This window comes from Achromobacter sp. GbtcB20 (assembly GCF_019091095.1).
GTDB classification, from domain to species: domain Bacteria; phylum Pseudomonadota; class Gammaproteobacteria; order Burkholderiales; family Burkholderiaceae_B; genus Achromobacter; species Achromobacter mucicolens.
Genome location: NZ_JAGXJZ010000001.1, coordinates 114,321 through 129,313 on the forward strand (window position 1 = coordinate 114,321; position 14,993 = coordinate 129,313).

At 67.8% G+C, this 14,993-nt stretch carries 16 protein-coding genes; 10 read left to right on the top strand and 6 right to left on the bottom strand.

All coding sequences use genetic code 11. The features are described from left to right. The first annotated feature begins 5 nt into the window (after positions 1 to 5). Positions 6 to 398, top strand: a complete 393-nt coding sequence (gene crcB / locus KVT32_RS00550) for a fluoride efflux transporter CrcB (RefSeq protein WP_063953813.1) — start codon at positions 6 to 8, stop codon at positions 396 to 398. Between the two features lie 19 nt (positions 399 to 417). On the opposite strand, the gene KVT32_RS00555 is transcribed toward crcB, so the two are convergent. From KVT32_RS00555 to KVT32_RS00565, 3 genes are all read right to left on the bottom strand, one after another. Then, positions 418 to 1,206 (bottom strand): GntR family transcriptional regulator, encoded by a 789-nt coding sequence (locus KVT32_RS00555; protein WP_152384828.1) that lies wholly within the window; start codon positions 1,204 to 1,206, stop codon positions 418 to 420. A 22-nt stretch (positions 1,207 to 1,228) separates the two neighbouring features. Continuing rightward, positions 1,229 to 2,194, bottom strand: coding sequence for a tripartite tricarboxylate transporter substrate binding protein (locus KVT32_RS00560; RefSeq protein ID WP_152384827.1), 966 nt, complete (start codon positions 2,192 to 2,194; stop codon positions 1,229 to 1,231). Positions 2,195 to 2,281: 87 nt separating this feature from the next. Continuing rightward, entirely contained in the window at positions 2,282 to 3,184 is a 903-nt protein-coding gene (locus KVT32_RS00565) for a LysR family transcriptional regulator (RefSeq protein WP_217617501.1), read from the bottom strand. Positions 3,185 to 3,269: 85 nt separating this feature from the next. On the opposite strand from KVT32_RS00565, the gene KVT32_RS00570 reads away from it, so the two are divergent. From KVT32_RS00570 to KVT32_RS00590, 5 genes are all read left to right on the top strand, one after another. Further along, positions 3,270 to 4,115, top strand: a complete 846-nt coding sequence (locus KVT32_RS00570) for a CoA ester lyase (RefSeq protein ID WP_217617502.1) — start codon at positions 3,270 to 3,272, stop codon at positions 4,113 to 4,115. A gap of 49 nt (positions 4,116 to 4,164) precedes the next feature. Then, positions 4,165 to 5,394, top strand: coding sequence for a CaiB/BaiF CoA-transferase family protein (locus KVT32_RS00575; protein WP_217617662.1), 1,230 nt, complete (start codon positions 4,165 to 4,167; stop codon positions 5,392 to 5,394). A 55-nt stretch (positions 5,395 to 5,449) separates the two neighbouring features. After that, a complete protein-coding gene (locus tag KVT32_RS00580; RefSeq protein WP_217617503.1) occupies positions 5,450 to 6,454 on the top strand; it encodes a cyclase family protein in 1,005 nt (334 codons plus the stop codon). A 65-nt stretch (positions 6,455 to 6,519) separates the two neighbouring features. Beyond that, positions 6,520 to 7,518: a tripartite tricarboxylate transporter substrate binding protein gene (locus KVT32_RS00585; protein WP_152384825.1), complete on the top strand. Its 999-nt coding sequence runs from the start codon at positions 6,520 to 6,522 to the stop codon at positions 7,516 to 7,518. Positions 7,519 to 7,584: 66 nt separating this feature from the next. Further along, positions 7,585 to 8,031, top strand: coding sequence for a carboxymuconolactone decarboxylase family protein (locus KVT32_RS00590; protein ID WP_152384824.1), 447 nt, complete (start codon positions 7,585 to 7,587; stop codon positions 8,029 to 8,031). Positions 8,032 to 8,088: 57 nt separating this feature from the next. Here KVT32_RS00590 and hpnE read toward each other — a convergent pair whose 3' ends face one another. From hpnE to hpnC, 3 genes are read right to left on the bottom strand one after another with little or no spacing between them, the layout of a single operon-like run. Then, positions 8,089 to 9,411, bottom strand: a complete 1,323-nt coding sequence (gene hpnE, locus KVT32_RS00595; protein WP_217617504.1) for a hydroxysqualene dehydroxylase HpnE — start codon at positions 9,409 to 9,411, stop codon at positions 8,089 to 8,091. Beyond that, positions 9,408 to 10,271: a presqualene diphosphate synthase HpnD gene (gene hpnD / locus KVT32_RS00600; protein WP_056324191.1), complete on the bottom strand. Its 864-nt coding sequence runs from the start codon at positions 10,269 to 10,271 to the stop codon at positions 9,408 to 9,410. The genes hpnE and hpnD overlap by 4 nt, the downstream gene beginning before the upstream one ends. A 13-nt stretch (positions 10,272 to 10,284) precedes the next feature. Beyond that, positions 10,285 to 11,115 (bottom strand): squalene synthase HpnC, encoded by an 831-nt coding sequence (gene hpnC, locus KVT32_RS00605; RefSeq protein WP_142054634.1) that lies wholly within the window; start codon positions 11,113 to 11,115, stop codon positions 10,285 to 10,287. 149 nt (positions 11,116 to 11,264) lie between these two features. Between hpnC and alr the strand changes: the two genes are divergently transcribed. The 4 genes from alr (at position 11,265) to KVT32_RS00625 (ending at position 14,938) form a co-directional block, all read left to right on the top strand. Further along, positions 11,265 to 12,392, top strand: a complete 1,128-nt coding sequence (gene alr, locus KVT32_RS00610; protein WP_056324196.1) for an alanine racemase — start codon at positions 11,265 to 11,267, stop codon at positions 12,390 to 12,392. 127 nt (positions 12,393 to 12,519) lie between these two features. Beyond that, positions 12,520 to 13,239: an SDR family oxidoreductase gene (locus KVT32_RS00615; RefSeq protein ID WP_056324199.1), complete on the top strand. Its 720-nt coding sequence runs from the start codon at positions 12,520 to 12,522 to the stop codon at positions 13,237 to 13,239. Between the two features lie 167 nt (positions 13,240 to 13,406). Continuing rightward, positions 13,407 to 13,958 (top strand): sigma-70 family RNA polymerase sigma factor, encoded by a 552-nt coding sequence (locus tag KVT32_RS00620; RefSeq protein ID WP_255452443.1) that lies wholly within the window; start codon positions 13,407 to 13,409, stop codon positions 13,956 to 13,958. Beyond that, positions 13,955 to 14,938, top strand: a complete 984-nt coding sequence (locus KVT32_RS00625) for a FecR domain-containing protein (RefSeq protein WP_217617505.1) — start codon at positions 13,955 to 13,957, stop codon at positions 14,936 to 14,938. Before KVT32_RS00620 ends, KVT32_RS00625 begins: the two co-directional genes overlap by 4 nt. Positions 14,939 to 14,993 lie beyond the last annotated feature (55 nt).

The window sequence follows — 14,993 nt, forward strand, 5'->3', positions numbered from 1 at the left end:
GCTCCATGTCCGCTTATCAAACGCTGGTTCCCCTGAATTTCCTGGCCGTGGGCCTGGGCGCCATGTTGGGCGCCTGGGCCCGCTGGCTGATGGGCCTGTGGCTCAATGCCGGCTCCTGGCCGTGGGGCACGCTGGCGGTGAATCTTGCGGGCGGCTACCTGGTGGGTGTGGCGCTGGCGCTGGTGGCCGGGCACCCGGAATGGCCGGCCTGGGTGCGGCTGGGGGCCATCACGGGTTTCATGGGTGGACTGACCACGTTCTCGACCTTTTCGGCGGAAACCGTGGCGATGCTGGAACGCGGGGCCTACGTCAGCGCGCTGGGCTACGCCGGATTCAGCCTGGCCGGGTCGCTGGCGTTGACGGCGGCGGGCCTGGCCACGGTCAGCCTGCTGCGCTAGCCGCCACCGTCTGCCGCGTTCAGGCGCCATCCGGGGGCGTGGTGACGGGCGCGGGCAGCCACGTGGGCTGGCCGGGCATGTCGTGCGCCTGCATGTCCATGCGGTATTCGTAGCGGTCCGGCCGATAGCGGGCATGCAGCCATTCCACCGGCCGGCCGGACGCATCGCGCACCACGCGATGCAGGCTGAGCAAAGCCGACCCCACCGGCACGTCCAGAAGCTCGGCAACGCCGGGCTCGGCCAGCACGGCCGAAATCGATTGCTCGGCCCGCGCCACGTGCACGCCCAGATCTCGGAAGATGGCGAGCAGGGGTTTGGCGTCCAGGTCCTTGCGGCGGATGCGCCGGCCGATGTCGTCCGGCACGAACGTGGTCAGGTACGAGAACGGCTGTCCTTCGTGGCTGCGCACGCGCACGGCGCGCTGCACAAGCGCGCCCGGCGGTAGTTCCAGGCGCGCGGCCACCAGCGGCGTGGCCGGCGCGGTATCCAGTTCCAGGAGGCGCACCTGGGTGTGCATGCCCATGCGGGCCAGGTGCGCCATCAGCGCGTCGATGCCCGCGCCGTGCTGCGGCGCCCCGAACGTGGCGGGCGCGAGGGCAAAGGTCCCGCGCCCCTGACGCCGCTCGATGAGGCCATCGGACGCCAGCGCGTCGAGCGAGCGCCGGATCGTCAGGCGCGACACCCCGTATTCGGCGGCCAGCGCGTTTTCGCCCGGCATGGCGCTGTCCGTGGCGAATCCGCCCGCTTCCAGCCGTTGCTTCAGCAGCAGATAGACCTTGTGATAAAGCGGCAGCGGGCTGGCGGGCACGATGGGAGCTCCTGGTTGGGGTTCAGTCGACGGTCGCGCCGGTGAACTTGACGATCTCGGCGTAGCGCGCGATGTCCTGGCGCACGAACTCGTCCAGTTCCTGCGGGCTGCTGCTCACGGCGGTGGCGGCCTCGCCCTCAAGCAGTTTGCGGAACGACGGCGTATCGACGGCCTTGCGCGCGGCCGCGTTCAGCGCCGCCAGCTTGTCGGCCGGGAGCTTCGCGGGACCGAAGAGCGCGAACCACGCGTTCGATTCGAAACCCGTGATGGTATCGCCGATGGGCGGCACGCCGGGAAACTGCGGCAGCGGCTTCGGACTGGACACCCCCAGCGCGCGCAATGCGCCGCTCTTGATGTGCGGCAGCGCATTGAGCGAACTGGCGAACATCATGTCCACCTGGCCGCCCAAGAGGTCGGTGATGGCGGGCGCCGTGCCCTTGTACGGCACGTTCAGGATGTCCAGGCCCGCCATCATCTTCATGCGCTCGCCGGCCATGTGCAGAGAGGATCCGATCGCCCCCAGCGCCATCGTGTACTTGCCGGGGCTGCCCTTCACCAGCGTGACGAACTCTGGCATGGTGCGCGCCGGGAAATCCTTGCGCACGACCAGCACGCTGGGCACGTTGGCCAGCATGCTGATGGGCGTGAAATCGGCCACGGGGTCGAAGGGCAGGTTCCGGTAGAGCGTCGCGTTGATGGAGAAGCTGGTGAACGTGACCAGCAAGGTGTTCCCGTCGGGATTGCTCTTGGCCACGTAGTCCGCGGCAATGTTGCCGCCCGCGCCCGGTTTGTTTTCGACCACCACGGGGCGTTTCAGGTCCAGCGCCATGTGCTGCGCGATGCTGCGCGCCACGGTGTCGGTCGTGCCGCCCGGCGGCGCGCCCACCACCAGCCTGATGGCGTCGTTCTGGGCAAGGGCGGGGGCCAGCGGCATGGCGCATGCGGCCAATAGCGCGCAGCCCGCGGCGATTCGATGCAGTCCCGGCATGAGTTGTCTCCTGATATGTTGTATTGAGGACAATACAAGTATAGGAAGACTGCACGGGGCGCGCCAGCGCGTTTGCCCTACCTGCGGTCACTGCGGCGGCGCGTTGCCCGTTCCTGGCGCCTTGGCGTACTCCATGATGGCAATGTCCCGGAAAGCCTGGATCAGCGCCAGGCGCGGCGACACGCGCGACCAGATCAGCCCGAAGCGGCGCGGCTCGCAGTGCTCGGGCAGCGGCAGGGCCAACAGGCCCAGCCGTTCGATCGTGCCGTTGGTGGACTGGGGCAGGATCGCCACGCCAAGGTCCCGGCTCACCATGACCGCGATCGATTCGATCGCGTTCAATTCGAACCGGTCGCGCGGCGTGATGCCGACGCGGCGCAGGTAGTCGTCGACATGGCGTCCGCTCCAGTCGCTGCGCTGATAGCGGATGAACGGCTCCGCGGTCAGCAGGCTATGCGGGTGCCGGCCCGCATGGCGCGGGGCGGCCGCCAGCACATAGGGTTCTTCGCGCAGCAACTGCCAGCCCAGGCTCTTGGACAGGGGGTAGGGCGCCTCCAGCGCGATGGCGGCGTCCAGCTCGCCACTTTCGATGGCCGGATAGAAGCGGGCGGAATGCCCGGGCTGGATCTCCACGCTGATGAGCGGATGGCGTCCGACCAGGTGTTCCAGAATGGCCGGCACCATCGAGTTCAGCGCCGTGTTGCCGGCGCCCAGCCGAAGCTCGCCCATCATCTCGCCGGAGCGCGCCAGGTACCGGATCTTTTCGATGCGTTCCAGGACCTCGCGCATCGGTTCGATCAGCTCGATCGCCTTGGCCGTCAGGTGCACGGTGCGACCGGCGCGCGCGACCAGCGGCACCCCCAGCTCCTGTTCCAGCTTGCGCACCTGCTGCGCCACGGCGCCGTGCGTCAAGCCAAGCCGGCGCGCGGCCTCGGCCATGGAGCCGTGCTGGGCGACGGCGGATAGCGTGTGCAGGAAGTCGGTATTCATGATGATAGGAATTCTATCTTTTTATCGTATGCCCGCTTTCCCCTGGCAAGCGCCCGCGCGATCACAATGCGCCCAGGAGACCACAATGAGAAGCAAGCTTTTTGTGCCGGCGTCGCGCCCGGAACTATTCGACAAAGCCCTGGCCAGCGAAGCAGATGCGCTGTCTTTCGATCTGGAAGACGCCGTCGCGCCCGCGCGCAAGCCAGCGGCGCGCCAAGCGCTGGCCGACTGGCTGGCCTCGCCGGCTTTCCGGGCGGCGCAATCGGAACATCCCAAGAAAATTATCGTCCGCGTCAATGCGGCGGACACGTCGTATTTCCCCGAAGACGTGGATGCGCTGGGCGGCTTGCCGATCGACATGGTGAATCTGCCCAAGGTCGAGTCCGCCGATGCGCTCCGCGAGGCCGCGGCGCGCGCCGCGCAGGCCGGCTTCGAGGGCGAACTGCTGGTCACCGTGGAAACGCCGCAGGCGCTGGCGCGCGCGGCCGAGCTGGCGGCGGCGCATCCGCGCGTTGCCGGCCTGCAACTGGGTCTGGCCGACTTGTTTGAACCGCTGGGCATCGACCGCTACCAGCCCGAAACGCTGCGCGCGGTGATGCTGGCGTTGCGCCTTGGCGCCGGCTGCGCGGGCAAGTACGCCATGGACGCCGCCTATGCCCGGGTGCGCGACGGCGAAGGCTTTCGCGCTGAAGCGCAGCTGGCGCGATCCCTCGGTTTCCTGGGCAAATCCTGCGTGCATCCCAGCCAGGTCGCCATCGCCAACGAGGTGTTCGGGTTCAGCGCCGAAGAGATCGGCGCGGCCGAACGGATCGTTGCGGCGAGCGAGGCCCAGGCGGGCGTGGGCGCCTTTTTGCTTGACGGCAAGATGATCGATGCGCCTTTCGTGCGCCGCGCCCGCGACGTATTGCTGGCGGCCGGGCGGGCCGCCTGAACCGGTCTGCGCGACGCGCGGCCGAGCCATTTATCGGATGAATTGCATGATGGAATTTGAAACCCCGGGTCAACTGCCGCTGGCCGGCGTCAAGGTCCTGGATCTGAGCGCCTACATCGCGGGCCCCTACGGTTGCGCGCTGCTGGGCGACATGGGCGCGGACGTCATCAAGGTCGAACCACCCGAAGGCGACAACCTGCGCAAGTACCCGTCGACGCTGCCGGCCGAGAGCCGCGCGTTTCTGGGCATCAACCGCAACAAGCGCGGCCTGTGCCTGAACCTGAAGGACCCGGCAGGCTACGAGGTGCTGGTCCGGCTGGTGCGCGAGGCCGATGTGCTGGTCCACAACTTCCGGCCGGGCGTTCCCGAACGCCTGCGCATCGACTTCGCGACGCTGGCCGCCATCAACCCGCGCCTGATCTACTGCGCGATGACGGGCTATGGCGCGGCCGGTCCGATGGCGCGCCACGCCGGCTATGACCAGGTGCTGCAGTCCATGACCGGGATGTGCGCGGCGCAAGCCAAGCCCGACGGCCCGCCCGAAGTGCTGTACGGATCGGTGGTCGACTACTACGGCGCCGCGCTGATCTCCAATAGTGTGTCCGCCGCGCTCTATCAGCGCGAGAAAACCGGGCGGGGGCAGGCCATCGAAGTGTCGCTGCTGGGCAGCGCGCTGGCGATGCAATCGGCCCGTCTGGTGTGGGCCGAGGGCGAACCGCGCAGCATCGAACGCGACATGCGCTCGGGTGGGATCACGGGCATCCATCCCACGCGCGAAGGCCATCTCTACATCTCGGCCAATACGCCGCATTTCTGGCGCGCGCTGTGCGGCCATCTGGACCTGCCCGATCTGGCCGACCACCCCGATTACGACACGGTGAAAAAGCGCGCCGCGCAGGCGGCAGTGCTGGTGCCGCTGGTGCGCCAGGCCTTGGCGCGGGCCTCGGCCCGCGAATGGGCTGAGCGCTTCGGCCAGAGCGTGCCGTGCGCGGAGGTCCGGCCTGTTGAAGACATGTTCGACCACCCGCAGGTGGAGGCGATGGGATTCATGCGCCCCTATCGCAGCGAGCAGGCGGGTAACTATCTCGGGCTGGCGCAATGGGCGCACTTCGGCGGCGCCGTGCAGGATGGCGCGCAAGCAGCCGCCCATGAAGCCGGACAAGATGCCGCCGGACGCGCCGCGCCGGGATTGGGCGAACACAGCCGCACAATTCTGTCCGCCCTGGGATACACCGCGGACGAAATCGACCACTTGCTGCACGCCTCCGTGGTGCAATAAGCCGTAACAAACATCAAAAGCATCGTCCGGCAAAAAGGGCGAGGAGACACAAATCATGAATGCAGCGCAACGGTATCTGCGCCGTCCGGATGGATCGAACTGGGGCGATTTCGGCCCGGAAGACCAGCTGGGCACGCTGAACCATCTGGACAGCCAGGCGCGCCTGGCCGCCGTCGCCGAGATCCGCACGGGGATGTCGTTCTCGCTGAGCCTGCCGCTGACCGTGCCGCGCGCGCCAGTGCTCAATCCGCGCCGCAAGGGGCCGGTGATCCAGCCGGCCGAAAAGAACGGCGTGCCGGTCTACCGCTATCCGCTGGACCGCGACGTGCCGGGCGCCACCGACGTCATCAGCGATGACCGCGTCACGCTGTCGCCGCAATATTCCACGCAATGGGACGCGCTGGGCCACGTGGGTTCCATGTATGACGCGCACGGCACGGGCCAGCCGCAGCCCACCGGCTACAACGGCTTCACGGTCAGCGAGCCCGCAGCCGAAGGCTTTACCGGCACGCGCGACCTGTCGATTGCGCCGATGGCGCGCCACGGCATCCAGGGACGCGGCGTCATGGTGGACCTGCGCGCGCATTTTGGCGATGCGCAGCGCAAGGTATCCCACCGCGATCTGATGGACGTGATGCGGGCCGATGGCGTCGAGGTCCGGCCCGGCGATGTGCTGTGCCTGCATACCGGCCTGGCCGACCTGGCGTTGACGCTGGGCGATGACGCGCAGGAGCGGCTGAAGACCAGCTGCTGCGTGCTGGACGGCGCGGATGCGGACCTGCTGGCGTGGATCAAGGACAGCCGCATCGCGGCCATTGCCGCCGACAACCATGCGGTCGAGCTGCGCAACCATCACCTGGACGCGGGCAAGGGCGCGCTGCTGCCCTTGCACGAGCAATGTCTTTTCAAGCTGGGCCTGCCCTTGGGCGAGCTCTGGCACCTGACCCCGCTGGCGCAATGGTTGCGCCAGCACGGCCGGCATGCCTTCTTCCTGACCGCGGCGCCCATGTACGTGCCCGGTCTGGTGGGCGCGCCGGTCAACCCCATCGCGACCGTCTGACGACGGATCGCGCCACGACCCTTGAACGATTGAACATCCCCGCAGGGGAGATCCGAGGAGCACACATGAAGAAAACCCGTCGCACGGCCCTGGCCGCCATTCGCCCGCTGGCAGCCGCCATCGGCCTGGCCACCGCATTTGGCGCCACGTTTGGCACCGCGAACGCCGCCGGTTATCCGGAGCAGCCCATCACCGTGGTGGTGCCGTATTCCGCCGGTGGCGGCGCGGACAACGCCGCGCGCATCATCGCGCAAGGCATGGGCGAGGTCGCCGGCCAGAGCGTGGTGATCGAGAACAAGGGCGGCGCCAGCGGTTCCATCGGCGCGGCGTTTGTGGCGCGGGCCAAACCCGACGGCTACACGGTGCTGTTCGACGCGTCGTCCTTCGCGATCAATCCGGTGCTGCGCAAGCTGCCCTACGACGCCAAGAAAGACTTCATCCCGGTTTCGCAGGCCATCAGCGTGCCCAACATCCTGGTGGCCGCGCCGGGCTCCAGCTTCAACAACCTGCAGGACTTCATTGATGCCGCGCGCGCCAAGCCCGGCCGTCTGACGTTTGCGTCCTATGGACCGGGCAGCCTTGCGCAGATGGCCGCCGAGCTGCTCAAGAAGGATGCGGGCCTGGATATGGTGCACGTGCCCTACAAGGGCGGCGCACCGGCCATCGTGGACGTCATGGGCGGTCAGGTCGACGTCTACTTCGCCAACGCCGCGTCCAGCCTGAACTACGTCAGCGGCGGCAAGTTGAAGGCGCTGGCGGTCTCGTCGGACAAGCGCATGCCCGAACTGCCCAATGTGGCGACGGTGGGCGAAGCCGGCATCAAGAACTTCAACGTGGTCGAGTGGAACGGCTTCTTCCTGCCGGCTGGCACCAGCCCGGAAGTGGTGGCCAAGCTGCAGGAACTCGTGCAAAAGGCGCTGACGCGTCCCGATACCCGCGAGAAGCTCGCCAAGCTGGGCCTGACGCCGGTCGGCAGCAGCGCCGCCGATTTCGCCAAGTTTGTCGATGCGGAACAGTCCCGCTGGGCCGAGGTCGTGAAAACCAATAACATCCAGGTGAATTGATCCTCCGGGGGCGGGCGCGGCATCGTTTGCACGCGCCAGCCCCCGATCCGAATGGAGATTGACCTGATGAGCCGGCAAGACGATTTCGAACGCGGCCTGGCGAACCGCCGCGCCGTGCTGGGCGATGAATGGGTGCAGCGATCGCTCGATCGCGCCACTACGTTCACTGCCGACTACCAGAACATGATCACGCGCTACGCGTGGCACGACATCTGGAGCCGCCCCGGCCTGCCGCACAAGGCGCGGCGCATGATGGTGCTGGCGGTGACGTTGTCGCTGGGCCGATGGGAAGAATTCGAGCTGCACGTGCGCGCCGCGCTGACGGTGCAGGATGCCTCGCGCCTGACACCCGACGAACTCAAGGAAGTGCTGCTGCAGAACGCCATCTATGCAGGCGTGCCGGCGGCCAATACCGCCTTCAATCTTGCGCAGAACATCCTGCGCGATGTCGCCGCGCAGATCGGCCATGAATTGGCCCCGGCGGACCCGCGCCAAGCCGACCTGTTCGACTAGCAGGCCGGCTGACCGGCCTTTTCAAGGCGAGGGCGACGCGCGATTCGTCCGGCCTTTTCAGTCCGCGCGGGGGTTGAGCACGCGGGCAGCCAGCAAGCCGCTGCGCACGGCGCCTTCCAGCACCCCGGGGTAGCCCGTGTCGGTCCAGTCGCCGGCCAGCGCCAGCGTGGGCCACGGCGTGGAGTTCAGCGGGCGGATAAGTCCTGGCACCGCGGCGAACGTCGCGCGCTTTTCAATGAAGAGTTCGGCGGCCGACACGTCCGGCATCGGCGGCAGCCTGAGCGGATGCGCGGCGGCCTGTTCGGCCACCTGGTCGATCAGGGCTTCGATCACCTGCCGCCGGTTGCGTTCGCCCATGCCGACCGCGGCGCTGGCTACGAGCGCCAGTTCGCCGGCCTTGGTATCGCCGGCAAGCTGGGCGCGGTCGAACACCCACTGGCCGGCATGACCGCGGGCCGCGTCCTCACGCAGCATCATCATCGGCTCGGGCAAGCGCCACGGGCTTGCCAGGCGGATGTTCAGCGTCGCGATGGGCAGGTAGTCGAAGGCCTTGAGCGCATCGAGCAGCCCGGGGGCGCCGGCCTTGCGTAGCGGGCCGTCCAGCAGCCGCGCGGCGAAGCTGGGCGGCACGGCCAGCACGGCGGCGTCAAAGCGTTCCTGGTTGATGTCGATGCCATCGGCTGACGGATGCAGCTGGCGCACCGTGCTGCCATACCGCATGGTGACCTGGCGGGCGGCGGCGTCCGGCCACAGCGCCGACAGGTCGGTGCAGGGCAGAAGCAGATCGCTGTCCTCGCGCGCGCCGGCCAGGCTGTCGCGCAGCACCCGGGCGAACAGCACGGCGCTGGCCTTGGCGATCGGTGTGTTCAGCGCGGCCAGGCATAGCGGTTCCCATACCTGCCGGATCAGCACGTCGGACTGCGCGTGATAGTGCAAGAGGTGCAGCACCGTCCAGTCGCGCGGCGGCGTCCAGGACATGGTCTTCAAGCCGCGCATCAGGCGCAGCATCGCAAACCGGTCGCCCCACGAAAGGCCGCGCGCACGCAGCACGGCCAGGGCCATGTTCAGCGGCGCCGGAATGCGAGGTGCGGACAGGTTAAAGCGCCCATCCAGGCTGGCAAGCCGCAAGGGGCGCCGCATCAGCAGGGCGTCCGGGTTGCGGCCCACGCGGCGCATCAGCGCCAGGGTTTCCTTGTAGGCGCCGCACAAGAGGTGCTGGCCGTTGTCCAGCGGTGCATCGAATTCGTCGTGAAAGACGCGTCGCGCGCGTCCGCCCGGGGTGTGCCCGGCCTCGAACACCGTGACTTTCGCGCCAGCTTCACGCAGGGCGACGCTGGCCGCCAGCCCGGCCCAGCCCGCGCCAATGACTGCCGCCTTCACCGCGCCAACCGGCGGACCAGGCCGCGTCCGCCGCCCACCCAGGTTTTCCAGGCAAGCCAGAGTTTGCGCAGGGGCGTGAGCGAAATGCGCTGGTGCAGCACCTGCCAGTTGTCACGCTCGATCTCGTCGAGCAGCGCGTGGTAGATGGCGGCCATCATGAGTCCGGGCCGCTGCGCGCGGCGGTCCGCCTCGGGCAGGTTGCTCATCGCCTCGCGGTACAGCTCGCGGGCGCGGTCGGCCTGGAACTTCATCAGCGCGCTGAAGCGGTCGGAATACTCGCCATTCAGGATGTCCGAGGCCTTGACCTCGAACTGCTGCATGTCGTTGACCGGGATATAGATGCGGCCGCGGCGCGCGTCGTCGCCCACGTCGCGGATGATGTTGGTCATCTGGAACGCCAGGCCCAGCTTTTCGGCGTACACCAGCGTCTTGGGATCGGAATAGCCGAACACGCCGGCGGACAGCTCGCCCACCACGCCGGCGGCATGCCAGCAATACTTGCGCAGGCCGGGCCAGTCCAGGTAGCGGGTCTGGTCCAGGTCCATTTCCATGCCGTCGATCACGGCCAGCAGGCGGGCGCGGGTGATCGAACAGGTCTCCAGATGCGGCTGAAGTGCGCGCGTCACGGGGTGATCGGGCTTGCCGTCGAACATCTGGTCGACCTGCGTGCGCCACCACGCGAGCTTGATGCGCGCCAGCGACGGATCGGTGCATTCGTCGACCACGTCGTCCACTTCGCGGCAGTACGCGTACAGGGCCGTGATGGCGCGCCGGCGCTCGGGAGGCAGGAACAGGAAGGAATAGTAGAAGCTGGAACCGCTTTTGGCGGCTTTTTCCTGGCAATACTCGTCAGGGGTCATTAGGCACGGCCTGTTACTTGATGGAGCGCCACAACATGATGGCCCAGTCTTTGGCGCCCAATTCGGGGCGATTCATGAAAACATCGTAGCCGCTCGCCTCGATCCGCTCCAGGACGCGCAGCCCGCCTTGCACCACCAGGCGCAGCTCCAGGCCGATGCGGCCGGGCAGGCGGCGCGCCAGCGGAGCGCCGAAGTGTAGCAGCGCCCGCGTGCGTTCGACCTGGAAGGCCATCAGCTCGCGCCAGGCGGGCGTAAGGCGGCAGGCGGCCAGGTCTTCGTCCGAGACGCCGTGGCGGCGCAGGTCTTCCTGTGGCAGATAGACGCGGTGCTTGTGCCAGTCCACCCGCACGTCCTGCCAGAAGTTCACCTGCTGCAGGCCCGTGCAGATGGCGTCGGACTCGGTGATGTTCTGCGGCGTGCTGGCTTCAAAAAGGTGCAGCATCAGGCGCCCGACCGGATTGGCCGAGCGGCTGCAGTAGTCCATGAGGGCAGGGTAGTCTTCGTAGCGCTTGACGGTGAGGTCCTGCTCGAAGGCGGACAGCAGGTCGTAGAAGGGCGTGATCGGCAACTGGTGCCGGGCGATCGTCTGCGCCAGCGGCGCGAAGATGTCGGACAGGGGCGGCAGGCCGGGCGCCGGGGGCGTGCCGGGTTCGGCGCCGATGCGGTGCAACTCGGTGCGGAACGCGGCCAGTTGGGCCAGGCGCTCCTCGTCGGTCGCGCTGCCTTCGTCGGCAATGTCGTCCGCGGCGCGGGCGAACCGGTAGATATCGGTCACGGCGCCGCGAAGCCTGCGCGGCAGCAGCAGCGAGGCAACGGGAAAATTCTCGTAGTGATCGATGGACATGGAAAGTAGCCTGTGAACAGACCAGGTCTGCAAAGACGGCGCAAAGCGGAAAACGGTCTCATTTTAGAGTAGTCGCCCGCGCTTGATCTGACCGCCTGCCGACGGGGGCGCCGGATCAGTTAGACTTGGACGCCACAGGATCTCACACCATGCCGCGCCCAATCTCCGCTACCGTTTCCGTTTCTGCCCTTGCGCACAACCTTGACGCCGTGCGCCGCCACCTGGACCAGACCGCCGCCGCTGCCGGCGGGGTGCCGCCATCGATCTGGGCCGTCATCAAGGCCAACGCCTACGGACACGGCATCGAACAGGCGGTGGCCGGCTTTTCCAAGGCGCAGGGCCTGGCCATGCTCGACCTCGAAGAGGCCGTGCGCTGCCGCGAGGCCGGCTGGGGCGGGCCGATCCTGCTGCTCGAAGGGTTCTTCAACCCCTCCGACCTGGACATCGTCGACCGCTACCACCTCAGCACCACCGTCCATCAACGCGATCAGCTCGACATGCTGGCCCGCGCCCGCCTGTCGCGCCGCGTGGACATCATGCTCAAGCTCAACAGCGGCATGAACCGCCTCGGTTTCACCCCGGCGGCCTTTCCCGCCGCCTTCGAGCGCGCCATGCTGCTTCAACAGCAGGGCACGCTGGGCTCGGTCGGCAAGATGACCCATTTCGCTTGCGCGGACGGGCCGCAGGGCGTGAACGAACAACTCAGCGTCTTCAATTCGGTGACACATAAGCTGCCGGGCGCGATCAGCGTCTGCAACTCGGCCGCCGCCTTGCGCTTTGCCGACATCGCCGTCGGCTCCGAGAGCCAGTCGCACTGGGTGCGCCCGGGCATCTGCCTCTACGGCGCGTCGCCGTTTGCGGACGCCGAAGCCGCGTCGTTCGGGCTCAAGCCCGCCATGTCGCTCAATTCGGAAATCATCGCCGTCCAGGAAATCAAGGCCGGGGACTCGGTGGGCTATGGCGCCTTGTTCCGCGCGGAACGCGCCATGCGCATTGGCATCGTGGCCTGCGGCTACGCTGACGGCTACCCCCGTCACGCCTCCACCGGCACGCCGGTCGTGGTCGCCGGCATCCGTACCCAATTGCTGGGCCGGGTGTCGATGGACATGCTGGTCGTGGACCTGGGGCCCGTGCCGTCCGCAGGCGTTGGCTCGCCGGTTTGCCTATGGGGCGAAGACGGCCCCTCGGTGGATGAGGTCGCCAGCGCGGCCGGCACCATCGGCTACGAATTGCTCTGCGCCCTGGCCCCGCGGGTCCCGGTCACCCGGGATGCCTGACGCGTCCGGTGGGCAAGAATTGCTACGCAAATTACAAGACACACGACGCCGGATGGTGTCTACTTTGAAAACCGGGCGCTCAGGCGCCCGTTTTTGACCAAGAAAACAGACTGCGAGGTTTCATCCCATGAAGGACAAATGTGTGCTCATTACGGGCGCCACCAAAGGCATAGGCTGGGCGCTTACTCAGCGGTTGTCCGACATGGGCTGTCATGTGGTGGGCATCGCGCGCAACACGGCCGACGTCGATTTTCCGGGGTACCTGTACGCCTGTGATCTGGCCGACGCCGGCCGTACCGAAGAAGTCCTGCGCGAAATCCGCGAAAAATTCCCGGTCGACGCCGTCGTCAACAATGTGGGCATCGTGTCGCCGCAGCCCCTGGGCGAAATCGACCTGGCCACGCTGTACAACGTGCTGGACTTGAACGTGCGCGTGGCGGTGCAGGTGACGCAGGCGTTCATCGAATCCATGAAGGCCCGCCGCGCCGGGCGCATCGTCAACGTGGTCAGCCGTTCCATCCACGGCGCACTGGACCGCACCGCCTATTCCGCCGCCAAGAGCGCGCTGGTGGGCTGCACGCGCACCTGGGCGCTGGAACTGGCCGAATACGGCATCACCGCCAATGCCGTGGCGCCGGGCCCCATCGAAACCGAAATGTTCCGCGCCACCCGGCCCGCCGGCAGCGACAACGAAAAGCGGGCGCTGGCATCGGTGCCCATGAAGCGGCTGGGCACGCCGGCCGAAGTGGCGGCAGCAATTGCCTTCCTGCTGTCGGACGACGCCGGCTTCATTACCGGCCAGGTCCTGGGCGTGGACGGCGGCGGCAGCCTGGCCGGGCGTTCATGAATCCCGGCGCTGCCCGCATGAACAACGCACCTTCGGGTGCGTTTTTTTTGGCCGGCGGTGCTTGCGAACGTTTCGCGCGCGCGTCCCGCCGGGCAGGGGAACCTGTCCAACCGGACCCGCCATTGTTTGTATAATAATAACTATCATTTCCATTTTGGATGCTCGCCGTGTCGGACCGAGAGCACGCAGTTGCCGCATCGCTTTCTGCCCTGTACACCGCGCATTGCGGCTGGTTGCAGAAATGGCTGAATCGCCGTCTTCAGGACAATCATCAGGCCGCCGACCTCACGCAAGACACCTTCGTGACCTTGCTGGTGCGACGCCATGCGCTGGCCGACGTGCGCGAGCCGCGCGCATTCCTGACCACCATCGCGCGTGGCCTGCTGGTCGATTTCTGGCGCCGCCGCGACATCGAGCACGCATGGGCCGAGACCCTGGCGGCGCGTCCTGAAGTCACCCACCCATCCCCCGAAGTGCAGGTCCAGGCGCTCCAGGCGCTGGTCGAGATCGATCGCAAGCTTCATCGCCTGGGCGTGCGCGCGCGCGCAGCCTTCCTGATGCATCGCATCCACGGCATGACGCACGAGGCGATCGCGGCGCAATTGCGGGTGTCCGAACGGACCGTCCGCAACGACATTGCACAGGCCATGCTGTGCTTTCTGCTCGACACCGACCTGCAGCCGGACGGCTTGTGCCGCGGCACGGCGAGTAGCCGATGAGCGCCGCCGCCGTCGACTCACGCATCCTGGAAGCGGCCGCGCGTTGGTACGCGCTGCTCACCTCGGGCGCGGCCAGCGCGGCGGATCGCGCGCGCTGGCAGGCCTGGCTGGACGCCGATACGGCGCATCGCCGGGCGTGGCAGCGCGTTGAGGACGTGGGCGCGCAATTCGATGCGTTGATCGCGCAGCCGATGGGCCGGGAGGCCAGCGTCGCCAGCCTGAACGCCGCGGCGCAGGGCCGGCGTGAGCGCCGCCGGCTGCTGACGGTTGCGCTGATCGCGGGCGCGGCAGGACTGCTGGGCCTGGGCGCCGCGCAGTCGCCGGTGGGGCGCCGCACCTGGGCGGCCTGGCAAGCGGACCTGGTCACGCCGGTGGGTGGCTCGCACGAGGCCCAGCTTGCCGATGGCACCCGAGTCCGGCTCAATACCGATACCGCGGTGAAGGTGGACTACACCCGCGACCAGCGCCGCCTGGTGCTGCTGCGCGGCGAGATCATGATCGCCACCGCGGCCGACCCGGGGCGCACCTTCGTGGTGGACACACCTGAAGGCCGGATGCAGGCGCTGGGCACGCGGTTCAACGTGCGCAGCCTCGATGGAGAAACCACGCTGGCGGTGCTGGAGGGCGCGGTGCAGGCGCATTTCACGGGCGCGCCGCCGGCGGGCTATCGGGTCGACGCCGGCATGCGCATGCGTGGCGGCGCGCAAGGCATCGAGGCGCCCGCGGCGCTGCGAGCCGCCGACCACAACTGGACGCGCGGCATCGTGCAATTCGAGGAGGCACCGCTGGCGCAGGTCGTGGCGGAACTGGCGCGATACCGCCGCGGGCATCTGGGCTGCGCCGACGACGTGGCCGCGCTGCGCGTGACGGGCACGTTCCCTCTGCATGACAGCGATCGCGCGCTGCGCCTGCTGAGCGAGGCCTTGCCGCTGCGGATCAGTCAGCCGATGCCGTGGTGGACGACCCTGCAGCCACGCTGAGATCCCGCCGTTACAAATTAGTTTGCCGCTTTTGCCGCGCTCATCCGGCCTATGG

Excerpts from the sequence above, each read along its gene's own strand:
- KVT32_RS00560 (WP_152384827.1), bottom strand. The coding sequence starts at position 2,194 with ATGCCGGGACTGCATCGAATCGCCGCGGGCTGCGCGCTATTGGCCGCA.
- KVT32_RS00585 (WP_152384825.1), top strand. The coding sequence starts at position 6,520 with ATGAAGAAAACCCGTCGCACGGCCCTGGCCGCCATTCGCCCGCTGGCA.
- KVT32_RS00590 (WP_152384824.1), top strand. The coding sequence starts at position 7,585 with ATGAGCCGGCAAGACGATTTCGAACGCGGCCTGGCGAACCGCCGCGCC.
- crcB (WP_063953813.1), top strand. The coding sequence starts at position 6 with ATGTCCGCTTATCAAACGCTGGTTCCCCTGAATTTCCTGGCCGTGGGC.
- hpnD (WP_056324191.1), bottom strand. The coding sequence starts at position 10,271 with ATGACCCCTGACGAGTATTGCCAGGAAAAAGCCGCCAAAAGCGGTTCC.
- KVT32_RS00575 (WP_217617662.1), top strand. The coding sequence starts at position 4,165 with ATGGAATTTGAAACCCCGGGTCAACTGCCGCTGGCCGGCGTCAAGGTC.
- alr (WP_056324196.1), top strand. The coding sequence starts at position 11,265 with ATGCCGCGCCCAATCTCCGCTACCGTTTCCGTTTCTGCCCTTGCGCAC.
- KVT32_RS00580 (WP_217617503.1), top strand. The coding sequence starts at position 5,450 with ATGAATGCAGCGCAACGGTATCTGCGCCGTCCGGATGGATCGAACTGG.
- KVT32_RS00565 (WP_217617501.1), bottom strand. The coding sequence starts at position 3,184 with ATGAATACCGACTTCCTGCACACGCTATCCGCCGTCGCCCAGCACGGC.
- KVT32_RS00615 (WP_056324199.1), top strand. The coding sequence starts at position 12,520 with ATGAAGGACAAATGTGTGCTCATTACGGGCGCCACCAAAGGCATAGGC.
- KVT32_RS00570 (WP_217617502.1), top strand. The coding sequence starts at position 3,270 with ATGAGAAGCAAGCTTTTTGTGCCGGCGTCGCGCCCGGAACTATTCGAC.
- hpnC (WP_142054634.1), bottom strand. The coding sequence starts at position 11,115 with ATGTCCATCGATCACTACGAGAATTTTCCCGTTGCCTCGCTGCTGCTG.
- KVT32_RS00625 (WP_217617505.1), top strand. The coding sequence starts at position 13,955 with ATGAGCGCCGCCGCCGTCGACTCACGCATCCTGGAAGCGGCCGCGCGT.